Origin of the sequence: Mesorhizobium neociceri, from assembly GCF_013520985.1 — a bacterium.
Classification (GTDB): domain Bacteria; phylum Pseudomonadota; class Alphaproteobacteria; order Rhizobiales; family Rhizobiaceae; genus Mesorhizobium; species Mesorhizobium neociceri.
Map to the genome: position 1 here is coordinate 362384 of NZ_JACDTY010000003.1, position 14320 is coordinate 376703.

The 14320-nt window shown below is 63.8% G+C and carries 16 protein-coding genes; 4 read left to right on the forward strand and 12 right to left on the reverse strand.

Going from position 1 to position 14320, the window contains the following annotated elements; translation table 11 throughout:
* Positions 1–4: 4 nt before the first annotated feature.
* The 3 genes from H0241_RS09705 to H0241_RS09715 form a co-directional block, all read right to left on the reverse strand.
* Positions 5–1267 (reverse strand): cysteine desulfurase-like protein, encoded by a 1263-nt coding sequence (locus H0241_RS09705; RefSeq protein WP_181057194.1) that lies wholly within the window; start codon positions 1265–1267, stop codon positions 5–7.
* Positions 1268–1319: 52 nt separating this feature from the next.
* Positions 1320–2387 (reverse strand): aldo/keto reductase, encoded by a 1068-nt coding sequence (locus H0241_RS09710; protein WP_181057195.1) that lies wholly within the window; start codon positions 2385–2387, stop codon positions 1320–1322.
* A 118-nt stretch (positions 2388–2505) separates the two neighbouring features.
* A complete protein-coding gene (locus H0241_RS09715; protein ID WP_181057196.1) occupies positions 2506–2967 on the reverse strand; it encodes a hypothetical protein in 462 nt (153 codons plus the stop codon).
* 407 nt (positions 2968–3374) lie between these two features.
* On the opposite strand from H0241_RS09715, the gene H0241_RS09720 reads away from it, so the two are divergent.
* Complete coding sequence (locus H0241_RS09720; protein WP_112395048.1) at positions 3375–3539, forward strand: hypothetical protein; 165 nt, start codon at positions 3375–3377, stop codon at positions 3537–3539.
* A 58-nt stretch (positions 3540–3597) separates the two neighbouring features.
* Here the strand turns inward: H0241_RS09720 and H0241_RS09725 are convergent, their stop codons facing one another.
* Positions 3598–4104: a DUF1993 domain-containing protein gene (locus H0241_RS09725; protein WP_181057197.1), complete on the reverse strand. Its 507-nt coding sequence runs from the start codon at positions 4102–4104 to the stop codon at positions 3598–3600.
* 125 nt (positions 4105–4229) lie between these two features.
* Here H0241_RS09725 and H0241_RS09730 point away from each other — a divergent pair, with 125 nt between their 5' ends.
* Positions 4230–5288, forward strand: coding sequence for a DUF1176 domain-containing protein (locus H0241_RS09730; protein ID WP_181057198.1), 1059 nt, complete (start codon positions 4230–4232; stop codon positions 5286–5288).
* A 14-nt stretch (positions 5289–5302) separates the two neighbouring features.
* Here H0241_RS09730 and H0241_RS09735 read toward each other — a convergent pair whose 3' ends face one another.
* From H0241_RS09735 to H0241_RS09765, 7 genes are read right to left on the reverse strand one after another with little or no spacing between them, the layout of a single operon-like run.
* Positions 5303–6265, reverse strand: coding sequence for an alpha/beta hydrolase (locus tag H0241_RS09735; RefSeq protein ID WP_235984199.1), 963 nt, complete (start codon positions 6263–6265; stop codon positions 5303–5305).
* A gap of 32 nt (positions 6266–6297) precedes the next feature.
* A complete protein-coding gene (locus H0241_RS09740; RefSeq protein WP_181057199.1) occupies positions 6298–7908 on the reverse strand; it encodes an NTP transferase domain-containing protein in 1611 nt (536 codons plus the stop codon).
* The gene (locus H0241_RS09745) at positions 7905–8609 is read right to left on the reverse strand and encodes an XdhC family protein (protein ID WP_181057200.1); all 705 of its coding nucleotides are present in this window, start codon (positions 8607–8609) and stop codon (positions 7905–7907) included. The genes H0241_RS09740 and H0241_RS09745 overlap by 4 nt, the downstream gene beginning before the upstream one ends.
* A 2-nt stretch (positions 8610–8611) precedes the next feature.
* On the reverse strand, positions 8612–8950 hold the full coding sequence (locus H0241_RS09750) for an XdhC family protein (RefSeq protein WP_023734542.1): 339 nt from the start codon (positions 8948–8950) through the stop codon (positions 8612–8614).
* A 46-nt stretch (positions 8951–8996) separates the two neighbouring features.
* Positions 8997–10277 (reverse strand): vWA domain-containing protein, encoded by a 1281-nt coding sequence (locus tag H0241_RS09755; RefSeq protein WP_407941732.1) that lies wholly within the window; start codon positions 10275–10277, stop codon positions 8997–8999.
* A gap of 4 nt (positions 10278–10281) precedes the next feature.
* On the reverse strand, positions 10282–11211 hold the full coding sequence (locus tag H0241_RS09760; protein ID WP_181057201.1) for an AAA family ATPase: 930 nt from the start codon (positions 11209–11211) through the stop codon (positions 10282–10284).
* Entirely contained in the window at positions 11208–11735 is a 528-nt protein-coding gene (locus tag H0241_RS09765) for a flavin reductase (RefSeq protein WP_181057202.1), read from the reverse strand. Before H0241_RS09765 ends, H0241_RS09760 begins: the two co-directional genes overlap by 4 nt.
* Positions 11736–11914: 179 nt before the next feature.
* Between H0241_RS09765 and H0241_RS09770 the strand changes: the two genes are divergently transcribed.
* Both H0241_RS09770 and H0241_RS09775 read left to right on the forward strand, forming a co-directional pair.
* Positions 11915–12985 (forward strand): branched-chain amino acid ABC transporter substrate-binding protein, encoded by a 1071-nt coding sequence (locus tag H0241_RS09770; RefSeq protein WP_181057203.1) that lies wholly within the window; start codon positions 11915–11917, stop codon positions 12983–12985.
* Positions 12985–14004: a P1 family peptidase gene (locus H0241_RS09775; RefSeq protein ID WP_181057204.1), complete on the forward strand. Its 1020-nt coding sequence runs from the start codon at positions 12985–12987 to the stop codon at positions 14002–14004. Before H0241_RS09770 ends, H0241_RS09775 begins: the two co-directional genes overlap by 1 nt.
* Before the next feature lie 13 nt (positions 14005–14017).
* Here H0241_RS09775 and H0241_RS09780 read toward each other — a convergent pair whose 3' ends face one another.
* Complete coding sequence (locus H0241_RS09780; protein ID WP_181057205.1) at positions 14018–14272, reverse strand: DUF2171 domain-containing protein; 255 nt, start codon at positions 14270–14272, stop codon at positions 14018–14020.
* Positions 14273–14320 lie beyond the last annotated feature (48 nt).

Here is a 14320-nt window from a genome sequence, read left to right on the forward strand (position 1 = left end):
CTGACTAGCGCTGTTGCCTCAGCATGGCGATGACCCGGTGCACGCTCTCCAGCGTTTCGTCGATCTCGGCTACCGTATTGTAATGCGCAATGCCGATGCGAACGACGCCCTGCTCGGCCGGAATGCCGAGTTGGTGGACGATCTCCCAGGCGTAGTTGTGGCCCGACCACAGGAAGGTGTTTTCGGCATTCATCTGCCGCACGATCGTCTCCGGCACGATGCCGTCGACCGTAAACGAAACCGTCGGCACGCGCTCACTAACGCGCTTCGGATCGGTTATGCCGCGGATGGTCAGGCCCTCAATGTCCGAGAGACCATCGATCAGCCTTAGCGCCAGCGGGTTTTCGTAGGCGATCGCGACTTCGAATGCCTTGGCAATCTTGCGTCTCCGCGACCCGCCCTCGCCGGCTGCGGCACCCAGTTCGGCGAAATAATCGACTGCTGCCGTGAGGCCGGCCATCAGTTCGATCTGCGGTGTGCCGAGCTCGAAACGCTCCGGCAGCCCGTTGGATGAGCAGCGGCATTTGTAGGGTTGCAACGCGTCGATGACATCGCGCCGTCCCCACAATATGCCCATATGCGGCCCGAAGAATTTGTAGGCAGAGCAGACCAGGAAATCGCAGCCGAGCCCCTGCACATCGACCAGCCCGTGCGGCGCGAACTGCACGGCATCGACATAGACCAGCGCGCCGGCCTGTTTGGCGATCGCCGTCAGCGCCTTGACCCGGTTGATCGAGCCGGTGAGGTTCGAGGCATAGTTCATGGCGACAAGCCGCGTCTTGTCGGTGAGCATAGCGCTGAGCGCCGCCTCCTCGACCTGCCAGCTCTTCTCGTCGAAAGGCAGGAAGCGCACGACGAGCCCAAGGTCTTCGGCCAGTTGCAACCAGGGCGAGACGTTGCCCTCATGATCCATACGGGTGACGATGATCTCGTCGCCGGGCTTGAAGCCACGGCCGAGCGTGCGCGACATATGATAGGTCAGCGTCGTCATATTGGCGCCGATGATGATTTCGTCAGCGCTCGCCGCGCCCAGGAAATCGGCCATCGCTGCATGCGCGTCGTCAACGACCTTTTGCGCGGCCAGCGTCGTTTCGAAATAGCCGCCGAGATTCGCGTTGGTGGTCAAGAGGCAGCGCGCCACCGCATCGGCAACCGCTTGCGGCACCTGCGTGCCGGCCGGATTGTCGAGATAGATGCGCCGGCGGCCTTTGTCGGTCAGGTCCAGCGCCGGAAATCTTCCCCTGACGGTCTCGATCGGAAAATCCATTGCTGTCCCCTTCCCCTTGTCTTTGCTCGGCAATTCCGTCCGAACGACTTGCCTATGGGCACGGATTGCCGACGCGCTGGTGGATCGCATCCACCCCCTTCTGCATTTCCTCGGTCCAGGTGACGTCGACCGAAGACAGCGCCATCTCAAGCTGGGCAATCGTCGTCGCGCCGATGATGCTGGAGGTGACAAAGGGCCGGCTGGCGACATAGGCGTTGGCAAACAGCGCCGGCTCGAGGCCGAAGGAACGCGCCAGCTCATTGTACTCGAGCTGCGCTTCCGCCGCGTTCGGCGTCTCATAGCGCTGGCCGCGGTTGAACAGCTGCGAGCGCGAACCCTGCGGCCGCGCGCCGTGGTCGTATTTGCCGGTGAGATAGCCTTGCGCCAGCGGCGAATAGGCAAGAAAGCCGATCTCCTCGCGGTCGCAGACTTCGGCCAGGTTCACCTCAAAGGTGCGGTTGACGAGATTGTAGGCGTTCTGCAGCGAGACGACGCGCGGACCGACGGCTTTGTCCGCCTCAGCGATGAACCGCATGACGCCCCAGGAATTCTCGTTCGACAGGCCGAGATGGCGGATCTTTCCCGCCTTCACCAGTTCGTCGAAGACGGCCAGCGTCTCGGCGATCGGTGTTTCGCCCGCCGGCGCGCCGACGGCATCGGCACGGCGCGGGGTGGCGCCGACGCGGGTCGGATTGGCGCCCCAGGGAATGTCGCGCTCCGGCCAGTGGATCTGGTAGAGATCGAGATAGTCGGTGCCGAGCTTGGCCAGCGATTTGTCGATGGCGTCAAAGATGTCGGCGCGCACCAGTTTCGACGGCCGGTCGCCACGAAACCAGCTGTTGGCGGTGCGGCCGACTACTTTCGAGGCGAGGATGACCTTGTCGCGATTGCCATTGGCCTTCATCCAGCTGCCGATGATCTTTTCCGTTCGCCCTTGCGTTTCAGCCTTGGGCGGGATCGGGTAAAGCTCGGCGGTGTCGATGAAATTGACGCCACGCTCAAAAGCCAGATCCATCTGCGCGTGGCCATCGGCCTCGGTGTTCTGCTGGCCCCAGGTCATCGATCCCAGGCAGATCTGGGTAACAAGAAGATCGGTCCGACCGAGACGGCGTTTGTGCATGGAATTTTCTCCGGCGGGAGATTTGCGCGGCTACGCGGGAAGGAAGCCGCATCTATAGGCAAAGCGGAGGCGCTCTCCAAGCCTCAGCAGGCCCGACTTTTGCGTGAAGTTGAAAAAGTCAGCGCCGGGCGCCGGCCAGTGCGCGGCGCTTGGCTTCGTCGATCAGCATGTTGGCGACCTGCATGCGGATCATGGCGCGCTGGCGCAGATGCGGCGCGACGCGGTCGGGATGGTTGGCGAAGGCAAAGCTGCGGCGCATGCGGCCGAGATCGGCGTTCTTGACGGGATGATCGAGGCCGAGTTCGACGGCGATCGCTTCAGGGTCGATCGGCGGAAGCTTTTCCTCGGGCGTCGCCTCCTCGCCGGCCAACGCCAACTTGGCCTGGTCGAGCAATGCGGCGAATTCGGCTGCGAGATCGGACCCCGCCTCGCGATATTCGGCAGTGAAGGTTTCGCCGGAGACCTTGATGCGGCCGGAGTGAAGTTCGTCGGCCACCGAGAGATAGTCGAACGGGATCGACGGCCGCGCGCCTGTCTCCTCGCCGTCCTTGTCGGAGGCGACGAACAGATCGTCAAGCAAGGAAGCGAAATCCCGCTTGGCGCCGATGTCAGCCTCCCCCTCGTTTTTTGCGCATGCGAATAGAGCCGGTCGCACCATAGAACCGGCTCGTTAAAAATGAATGCCACTGATCTTAACCAGTTTAGGCGTTCGCCAGGCTTGCGCGGACCGGTTGATGGTGCGGGAAACTCAACAAAAAGCCGGACTGCACTTTCATGCAGTCCGGAAAATTCGCCAGGAGTGGCGAGGAAAAGCCGGCCATGTGCCAGCGTCTATGCGTACGGTAGGCACCAGCCAAAAGTTTCAGCGCATGAGCCAATTGTGCCGAAAAAATTAGCCCGGCATGGCTGCCATGCAAATGCTGCACTGCACAATCTTCACAATTTCCCTATATTCAGCGTCGTGGAGGATCAACTAGGGGCCGAATCATGGGGTTCTTCACTGAAATGTTTGCTCGTCCGCGTCCGCAGGAGCATCAGCGTTACCGCTCGGCACTGGCATTGCTGCATTCGATGAGCAATGCCGACCGCGCCGACATCGGCATCAAGCCGGCCGATTTCCCACGCATCGCGCGCGAAATGTCCGTGCGCTGAACCAGCGCCAGCCGAGGTTTCCCGGCTACGACCGGGAAACCTCGGAACGCCGAATTCTTCAACGATTCCCGAGATAGGCACCCTTGGTCAGCGGCACGCCATTGTGGCGCAGGATGTCGTAAGCCGTTGTCACGTGGAAATAGAAGTTGGGCATGGCGACATGCAGCAAATACTGCAGGCCGGGCATCGAGACCTCGCGCGGGCCAAACTTCAGGTCGACGACCCTGTCATCCGAGCCATCAAATTCGGCAGCCGAGAATGAAGCCAGCAGATCGAGCGTCTTGGTGATGCGCGCCTGAAGCTCGGCGAAGGTCGCTTCATTGTCGTCGTATTTCGGCACTTCGCGGCGGGCCAGCCGAGACGGCGCGCCCTTGGCGTGGTCGGTGGCGACCTGCACCTGCCGCACCAGCGCGTACATGTCCGGCGCCAGCCTTGCGGTCAAAAACACCTGCGGGTCGATTTTGCGTTCAGTTGCATTCTGTTCGGCCGCCGTCAGCACGCCGGACAGCGCCTTCAGCCTGGCCGAAAACACCGGCACCGAGGCTTCATACATCGATAGTGTCACGTTCAAATCTCCATTGCGGCTGAAGCGCCGACGGCGGGACGTAGCGCCTTCCGCGGCGATTTTACAAGCGTCACCACGTCGCCGCAATCTCTATGATAGAATCTTGTGGTGGTGGAGATTCCCCGATGAGACACATCTTTCTGGTGGCGGCCGCCTTTTTCTCCCTTGCCGTATCCGGCCAAGCTGTGTTCGCCGACGATGAACCGGTGGCCGCTGACCAGGCGCCTTATGTCGATGACAGGTCGGACGCCGCGGCCGTTATCCGCTCACTCTACAGCGCCATCAACCGGCACGAATTCGCCCGGGCCTGGGGCTATTACGGCGATACCAAGCCGGCAAAGGATTTCGATACTTTCGTCAAGGGCTATGACGGCACCGACAAGGTCGATGTCGAAACCGGCGCCATTTCCGACGAAGGTGCGGCCGGCAGCATCTATTACAGTGTCCCGGTCGCCATCCGCGCCACCGGCAAGGACGGCAAAGAGGCGGTGTTTGCCGGCTGCTACACGCTGCGCCAGGTCAGCGCCCAGGTCCAGGCCCCACCGTTCCAGCCGATCTTCATCGACAAAGGTGCGCTGAAGCCGTCAAAGGCCGAGTTCGAGGAGGCGCTGCCGCCGAGTTGCGGCGACGGCCCGCCGCCGCCGAAGAAGGACACCGCGCTCGAACAGGCTAAGAAGGCCTTCCTGGCCACCTATGGCAACCAGTGCGACAAGCAATTCCTGGCTGACGAGCCGACGGTTTTTTCGATCAAATACAAGGACAAGGACGCCCAGCCCGGCGATGCCGAGAAGGAAACGCGGCTGTTTCATTTCTCCTGCTCGGCGGCGGCCTACAATGAAGCCTCCATCTACTACATGACCGACGAGGTGTCTGGCGTCCTGCAGTTGCAGTTCACCGAGCCGGAACTGGATATCCGTTACGAGAACAATGACAGCGACGCCAAATTGCTTGGCGTGACCGTCATCGGTTTCCACACCTCGGGCTGGGCGACCAACTCCGATTATGACGAGGAGACGAGGACGATCAGCACGTTCAACAAATGGCGCGGCATCGGCGACGCCTCGGATGCCGGCACGTATCTGTTCCGCAACGGCAATTTCTCGCTGGTCCAGTATGATGTTGACGCCTCTTATGACGGCGAGGAAAACCCGCAGACAGTGGTCGACTACAACACAGCGCCTTGAGCGATTGCATCGGCTCAGGGCGCTTTCGACAGCATCCAGTTCAGCGTTTCGCGCCAGTCGACCATGCGGATCGGGGTGCCGTGGGTGCCGGTCTCGAACCGGACGAAGCGGGTCGGATAGGAATAGGCTTTCGAGTTGGCGATAATCGAGCGGAAGAAGGCTTCCTGCTTCTCCACGGGAAAGACCGGATCCTTGCTGCCCTGGCCGAAGAACACCGGCACATGGCGCCTGTAGGCCGGGCTCGACAGGAAACTGTCATCCCATAGCGAGCCGAGCAGCAGCAGCCCGTTTATGCGCCGCCCCGTGTCGTTGCGGCCGGCCAGCTTCCAGCACAGCGCACCGCCCATCGAGCCACAGGCGACGAATATCTTGGCGTCGGGCGAGGCCTCGGCATAGTGGCCGATCAACGCCGCGACCTGGGCCGCACCCTTGTCGCCGAAATCGGTGAAATCGGGTGAGAGGTAGAGGCCGCCATTGCCGGCCATCAGGTTCTTGATGCGGTTGAAATTGCCGCCGAAGGTGAAGTCGTCGACGCCCTGCTTGCGGCTACCGCCCTGCCCGTGCAGGTAAAGCACGATGATGCCGGCGCCCTCGGTCTTGCCGACGGCCACATGCCTGACATCGCCGGCATCGGTTTTCAGCAAGAGGTCCTGCTGCACCTTGCGCACACCGGTGTCGGTATACTGCGCATGCACGCGCTTTTCCGGCACTTCGTCGCGAGCATTGATGTCGCGCATCTCGCGGTAGTCGATGACGGTGTAAGCGCCCTTGTCCGTGGACGAGAGTGTCGCCGGATAGGCGAAGAGATCGTCCTTGTAGGGTTTTAGCTCGAGCGCGCTAGCGCGGGCTGCGGAAAACAGAAAAAATAGTGAAATCAGAAGGGTATGGAGCGCGGCTACCCCCCTCTGGCCTGAGGGGGAGATGGCCGGCAGGCCAGAGGGGGGTAGAAGCGCAGAGGCAAGTGAAGAGATAACCATGTCTCAGCCATGCGTTTTTCGGCTTCGGTTTGTCAATCCTGCAGCACGCCGCCGGCGCCTTCGAGCGCTTCGCGGGTGTCGACGTCGATCGACGCGCCGTCGCCGATCTCGACGTCGATGACGTCGAGCCCTTCGGCCTCGACCAGATGGCGGGCGCCGGTGTCGCCTTCGAGATGGGCAATGGCTGGAAACAGAGCGCGCGGCAAAAGCACCGGATTGCCGCGGCGGCCGTCATGCGCGGCGCGCACCACCGAGCGGCCACCGGCCTTGCGGAAGACCTCGATCAGCCTGTCGAGATCGGCGGCGGAGATGCCCGGCATGTCGCCGAGAACGATCATCGCGCCGGCCGCGTCGGCCCCAACCCGGGCAATGCCGGTTTTGAGCGACGAGGACAGGCCGTCGGCGAAATCCGGATTGTCGGCGAAGGTCACGTCAAGGCCCGACAAGGCCTGATGCACCCGCTCACGCTGATGGCCGGTGACGACAACGGTGCTGGATGCCTTCGAGCCGAGCGCCCGTTCGGCGGCGCGGCGCACCAGCGGCTTGCCGTCGAACAGCGCCAATAACTTGTTCGGCCCGCCCATGCGGCTGGAGCGGCCGGCGGCCAGAAGCACAATCTCGACCTTCAATCCGGCTCTCGCAGGCAGCGGCTCGCGCGGCTGCGGCCGGGTCGGGATCTCCATCAGGAGCCCGCCGACACCCATGCCGGCAATATCCTTGGCTGTCACATCTAGGCCGGCGATCAGCCGATCGAGCACCCAGTCGAAGCCGTTCTCCTTGGGGCTGCGGGCGCAACCGGGCGCGCCAATGACGCGCTTGCCGTCGAGCGTGCCCAACACCAGCAGATTGCCGGGATCGACAGGCATGCCCGCGCGGACGACCGTGCCGCCAGCCCTCTCAATAGCCGCCGGAACAACGTCGCTGAAGTCGCTCATCGCCGAGGCGCCGAAGATCACCACCATATCGTTGTCGCGCGCCAGCGCGGCGGCCGCCTCGGCGACGGGCGCAATTTCATGCGGCGTGCGCCGCTCGGTGGTCAGCCGGGCGCCGGAGCGTGCCAACCGGGCCTCGGTGACGCGCAGCGTCTTGTCGAGCACGCTGGCCTTGACGCCGGGCAACACCGTCTGGATGACGCCGATGCGCACCGGCCGGTAGGCATTGACGGCGAAGATCTCGCCGCCGGCGCAGATTTTCACCACCTCATCGACCAGGGCCGAGGCAACGGCGAACGGGATGATCTTGACCGTCGCGACCATCTGGCCCTGCTCGACCGGGGCGTGTTGCGCCAGCGTGGCGATGGTGATGGTCGGGTCGACGGCGTTGATGGCGTCGATCATCGTGGCATCGACGGTGAAGACACCGGCGGCGCCGGCATGGAGGTTGACGCGGCCAGTCGCAGCCGGCTTCGCCTCGATGTTGCGGTGGCGCATACCGGCGGCGATCTTTTCAGCCGCTGCATCCTCACTGAGATCATCGGCGGCAAGCACCGCCGCAACGATTTCGGCGATGCCGGCCGCCTTCAGCGCCGAGACGTCTTCGGCGCTCAGCCGATGCGCTTTGCGGAAACGCCGGTCTCCGGCCGTGGTGGCATGCGCCAGCACCGCGCCTTCAGCCTGATCGATCGGAACTGGCCCGAATTTCACGCCGCGGCGCCTTTCGCTTCCAGCCCGCGCGAGCGAAAGGCGTGGATGGTCTGCGCCAGGATGGCGACCGCGATCTCGGCCGGGCTCGCCGCGCCGATATCGAGGCCGATCGGCGCGTGGATGCGGGCGATCTGGTCGGCACTGGCGCCCAGCGCCAGCAGGCGCTCGACGCGCTTCGCATGGGTCTTACGGCTGCCGAGCGCGCCTACATAGAAGCAATTGGCGTCCAGCGCCGCCTTCAACGCGAAATCGTCGATCTTCGGGTCATGGGTGACGGCGGCGAGTGCCGTGTAGCTGTCGAGCGGCTGGCGCTTCAGCACATCCTCAGGCCATTCGGCATGCAGCGCGACATCCGGAAAACGATCCGGCGTGGCGAAAGCGGTGCGCGGATCGACGATCTCGACGGGATAGCCGGCGATCTTGGCCATCGGCGCCAGCGCCTGGCTGATATGGACGGCGCCGATCACCATCAGGCGCGGCTGCGGCAGATGCGCGTTGAGAAAGAAGGTCCGGCCCTCCGCCTCGACCGAGCCGGAGCTGCCTGACCGAAACGCCTTGGCGATCGCTTGCCCGAGCTCCCCGGCAACTTGGTCGCCTTCGCGGACGATGCGATCGCGGCCATCGCCGAGATCGGTGACCAGGATCGCCGCGCGGCGGGCGCGGCGTTCGGCGTTGAGGGTTTTGAGCGCGTAGGGATCCATGCCTAACCGAGCCGCTCCACATAGACCTTGATGCGGCCGCCGCAGGACAGGCCGACCTGCCAGGCGGTTTCGTCGGCAACGCCGAATTCGAGCATTTTTGCTTTTCCCGAGTCGATGACGTCGATCGCCTCGCTCACCACGGCGCCCTCGACGCAGCCACCCGAGACCGAGCCGTGGAAATTGCCTTCGGCGTCGATGACCAGATGACTGCCGACCGGCCTCGGCGCCGACCCCCAGGTCTCGACCACAGTGGCGATGGCGACATCCTTGCCGTCCTTCATCCAGCCTTCCGCGATGATCAGCGGATCGCGGGCCTCATCGAGATAGATGCTGTTGTCCATGATCGCTTGTCCTAGGGTCTGTTTTTCCGGATTTGAAAATATATGGTCATGCCGCGCGCCTGGCGCCAGCGTCCAGCCACCGGCGGGGATCGACGGAGCTGACAGACTTCTTGTCCAGCGAGGCGCAGAGGTCAGCCAGCGCATCGAGATTGTGCACCGAGCGGAACTCGTCGACATGCGGCAGCATCGCCTTGACGCCACGGGCGCGCGCCTCGAAACCTTCGAAGCGCAGCAAAGGGTTCAGCCAGATCAGCCGCCGACAGGATTTGTCCAGGCGCTCCATTTCTTCCGACAGACCGGTGACATCGTCGCGCTCCAGACCGTCGGTGATCAAGAGCACCACGGCGCCCTGCCCCAGCACACGGCGGGACCACTGCTTGTTGAACTCGGCCAGCGTGTCGCCGATGCGGGTGCCACCCGACCAGTCCTTCACCGCTGCCGAACAATCGGCAAGGGCAGCATCGGGGTCTCGGTGGCGCATCTGCCGCGTCAGATTGGTCAGACGCGTGCCGAAGACGAAGGTGTGCACGCGCCGCCGCTTCTCGGTCAGCGCATGCAGGAAATGCAGGAAGATGCGCGTGTACTGGCTCATCGAGCCTGAGATATCGGCGAGCACGACCAGCGGCGGATGCACCTCTCGGGCCGAGCGGAATTTCGGCAGGATCAACTCGCCGCCGGTGCGCGCCGCCGAGCGCATCATAGCGCGTGGATCGATGCGGCGGCCATGCGGATCAGCCCGGAAGCGCCGCGTCCTTACCATGTCGAAGGGCAGCCGAAGCTCGGCGATCGCCTTCTTGGCGTCGGCCATCTCGGCGGCGTTCATCTGGGCAAAATCCTTAGCCCGCAGCACCTCATTGCCGGAGAAGGTGAACCGGGCGTCGACCTCGATCTCAGGGATTTCCTGGCGTGGCGCGCTGTTTTGATGGCCTTCAAACATCGCCTGGCTGACGCGATTCTCGGCCGCGCGTGGCTTCTGCTTTTCCCTGGTGTCGGGCGCCACCGGCGAGAACATCGCCAGCAGTTTCTCGATCAGCTCACGCGATTTCCAGAACAGCCGGAAGGCTTCGTCGAAAACGGGATGATCCTCATGCCTGGACACCAGCACGGCATGCAGCGTCCAGTAAAAATCGTCGCGCGAGCCGATGCCGGCGGCCAGCACCGCTTCGATCGCGTCCTTGACCGAGGCCGGCCCGACCCGCATGCCAGCCTTGCGTAAGGTGCGGGCGAAATAGACGATGTTGTCGGCGATGCGGCCGTCTTCCGTCGCCTCTATCCGTTCGGCCTGTTTGGGGTCGGCCTCTTTGGGGTAGGCACCCGGCGTCTTCACGGATCTACTCCGCCGCCGCCAGTTCGGCCTTGACCTCATCGAGGATGCGCCGGCCCTCACCCGCGCCGATGCGGGCAATGTCATCCTGGTATTTCAACAGCACGCCGATCGTGTCCGATACTGTCTCTGGGTCCAGCGCCACCTTGTCGAGTTCGGTCAGTGCGCCGGCCCAGTCGATGGTCTCGGCGACGCCCGGCGCCTTGAACAGTTCGACCTGGCGCAGCTTCTGGATGAACGACACCACTTCGGCTGAAAGCCGGCTGTTGGCTTGCGGCACCTTGCGGCGCACGATCTCCAGCTCGCGCTCGGCGTTGGGATAGTCGACCCAATGATAGAGGCAGCGCCGCTTCAGCGCGTCGTGGATCTCGCGGGTGCGGTTGGTGGTGATGATGACGATCGGCGGCTCTTCCGCCTTGATGGTGCCGAGTTCGGGCACCGTTACCTGGAAATCGGAGAGGATTTCGAGCAGGAACGCCTCAAAAGCCTCGTCGGTGCGGTCGAGCTCGTCGATCAGGAACACCGGGGCCGCACCCGCCTTGCCGGTGAGGGCATCGAGCACCGGGCGGCGGATCAGGTATTTTTCGGAGAAGACATTGCGCTCCATGTCGGAGCGGTCGACCGAGCCTGCCGCCTCCTCCATGCGGATTTCGATCATCTGCGCGGCATAGTTCCACTCGTAGACGGCGGATGAGACGTCGAGGCCTTCATAGCATTGCAGGCGGATCAACCGGCGGCTGAGCGCCTGCGCCAGCACTTTTGCGATCTCGGTCTTGCCGACGCCGGCCTCACCTTCGAGGAAGAGCGGCCGCTGCATGCGCAGGGACAGGAACAGAACGGTTGCCAGAGACCGGTCCGCGACATAGTCCGCGCCGGTCAGGAGATCGAGCGTTTCGTCGATCGTCCGCGGCGCGGGGCGCGGTTTCAGCTCGGTCATTCTTTCTCCGTTGACGCCTCTGCTCCGCTTTCCAGCACGTGGTAGTCGCGGGCGTGGTAGATCAGCGGCCGCAAATTATCGCCCATGCGCAGGCCTGTCACCTTGCCAAAAAGCACACGATGGGTGGCCAGATCCTTGGTGTCGATCAATTCGCAGTCGAACACGGCGAGAGCGCCCTTCAAGGTCGGGGCGCCTGTCGATATGACATCCCACTCGCCGAGCGCGAAACGCTCATCGGATGACAAGCCGGTCAGGCCTGAAAACGCCACCGATAGCGGCTGCTGGTGCGAAGCCAACGTGTTCAGCGCAAACCGGCCGTTTCGCACGAACAACTCGTTCTTAGCATTCTCGCGGTTGAGACACACGAGAACCGTCGGCGGCGTGTCCGACACCGAACAGGCGGCGATCACCGTCGTGCCGCGTTTGCCGGCGGGGCCGTCGGTGGTCACCACATGGACGTGACCGGCGAAATGCGCCATGGCGTCGCGATAGGCCTGCGGCCCTATGTCGTTCAACTTCAACACTGATGATTTTCCATAAGCAGGAACCCAAGCGTTATATATGGCGGCACACAATAGGCCACAAGCGAAGTGCTCGACGCCAATCCGCAAATTCGCGTGTTGCGCCTGGGGCGGGCAGCCTTTAGGTCTTGGCGCAAGAGACGCTGGAAGCATGCGACCGGCACGGAGGAATTCTCGTCAGAATGCGACCCCTAGCAGCTGTAATAGCGGCACTGCTCTGGCTGCTGCCGGCAGGCGCCGGCGCTCAGACGCTGCTCGTCGGCGTCGCAGCACCCTTGTCCGGCCCATCGGCGATCCTCGGCAAGCAGATCGAGACGGGCGCTGGCCTTGCAGCGGAAGCCAATGGCCTGGAGATCAAGACGGTCGACGATGCCTGCACCGCCGATGGCGGGGCTGCCGCCGCCAGGGAATTCGCGGCGGCGAAGGTCAATGTCGTTGTCGGCTTCCTCTGCACCGAGGCGATCCAGGCGGCGCTGCCGATCCTGAAGGACGCCAACATACCGGTCATTACTGTCGGCGTGCGCACCGAAAGCCTGACCGACCGCCGCGCCAAGACCGGCTGGCCGGTCTATCGGCTGGGGCCGCGCGGCGACGACGAGCGCAATGCGGTGGCCGCCATTCTCACCCGGCTGTGGCAGAGCGAATTGTTCGCCATCGTCGATGACGGCACCATCTATGGTCGCGAGATCGCCGAGACGTTGCGGGCCGCAGCCGGACAGGCGGCGCTGAAGCCGGTGTTCACAGACACGTTCCGGCCGCAGCTCGACAACCAGATCGGGCTGATCGGCCGGTTGAAGAAGGCGGGCGCGACGCATGTTTTTGCCGGTGGCGACGGCGACGACATCGCCATTATGGGCCGCGACGCCGGCCAGCTCGAGGCCGGCATTACCTTTGCCGGCGGCGAGAACATGCGTGCGCCACCCGGCGACGTGCCTTACGCCGTGGGCACGCTGATGATTGCGCCGCCGGAATGGGCCGATGTTGCCTATCCCAAGGTGCTGGCGGCATTTGCAGCCAAAAACGTTGCGCCGGATGGCTATACGCTGCCGGCCTACGCAGCGGTGGAAATCGCCAAAGCCGCCTCTGCGGGGGCCGACACTTCGGGCAAGGGGCTCGCCGACGCGCTGACCGGGCATGACTTCTCCACAGCTATCGGCCCGCTGAGGTTCGACGACAAAGGCGATCTGAGCCAGAGCCTCTATCGCGCCTTTCGTTTCGACGGGACACGGTTCGTGCCGGCGGAGACCAACTGATGTTCCGCACCGGGCCGCGCAATTTGATCACCGATGTCGCCGGCCTTCGCGTTGGCAACGCAGCCGATGCCAGGTTGAAATCTGGCGTTACCACGGTGTTGTGCGACGAGCCGGCGGTGGGTGGCGTGCAGATCCTCGGCGGTGCTCCGGGCACGCGCGAAACAGACCTTCTCGAACCGCACAATTCCATCGAAGCGGTCCATGCCGTGGTGCTCTCAGGCGGCTCGGCCTTCGGCCTCGACGCCGCCTCGGGTGTGCAGGCGGCGCTGCGCGAAAAAGGCATCGGTGTCGATGTCGGCGGCTTTCGCGTGCCGATCGTGCCGGCGGCGATCCTGTTTGACCTGCGCAATGGCGGCGACAAGGATTGGGGTCGTTATCCCCCCTATCGCGACCTCGGCTATGAAGCGGCGCAAACCGCTGCGATCGACTTTCCGCTCGGCACGATCGGCGCCGGCGCTGGCGCGTTGAGTTCCGGGCTGAAGGGCGGCCTCGGCTCGGCCTCGACCGTGCTCGACAGCGGCGTCACTATCGGCGCGCTCGCCGCCGCCAACCCGACGGGTTCGGTGACCATCGCCCGAACGCGCTATTTCTGGGCTGCACCGTTCGAAATCGGCGATGAGTTCGGCGGCCTCGGCTATCCCTCGCCGATGCCGGACGACGCCAGGCGGATCCTCTTGAAATATCGCGACAAGCGTGTCGGCGGAAACGAGGAGCCCGGCGGCAACACCACCATCGCTGTCATCGCCACCGACGCCGTGCTGACCAAGGCGGCTGCCAAGCGGCTGGCCATATCGGCGCATGACGGCTTCGTGCGCGCCATCTGGCCGGTGCATACGCCGGCCGACGGTGACCTGGTGTTCGCACTGGCGACTGGCAAGAGCGGCATCGAGCTCACCGCCGACGCGGCGGTCGACTTCTTTGCCGCGGCCGGCGCCACCATGGCGCGCGCCATCAGCCGCGGCGTCCATGCCGCGACGCCGGCCGAAGGCGATCTGTTTCCGGTATGGTCGTCTCGCTGAGCGCGGAACTCGATCAGGTCGGGTCGGATTTTTCTTCCTCGAAGCTGACCGCGACATCGGAATTCGCCGACAGCCAGACTTTCTGGCCATCGACCTCGGCAAGCAGGCTCAAGGGAATGTAGTGGTGATGGCCTTTGTGCACACCCATGCCGCTGTCGGCCTTGGTCAGCTTGATCCGGTCGCCATCGACTTTGTCGACAGTGCCGATGTGAACGCCGTCTGCGCCGACCACTTCCATATGTTCGCGAATCTTGCTGGCCTCGGTCATGGGGTGTTCTCCTTTTTGAAAGCGATCGACGATAACAAGCAGAGGTGC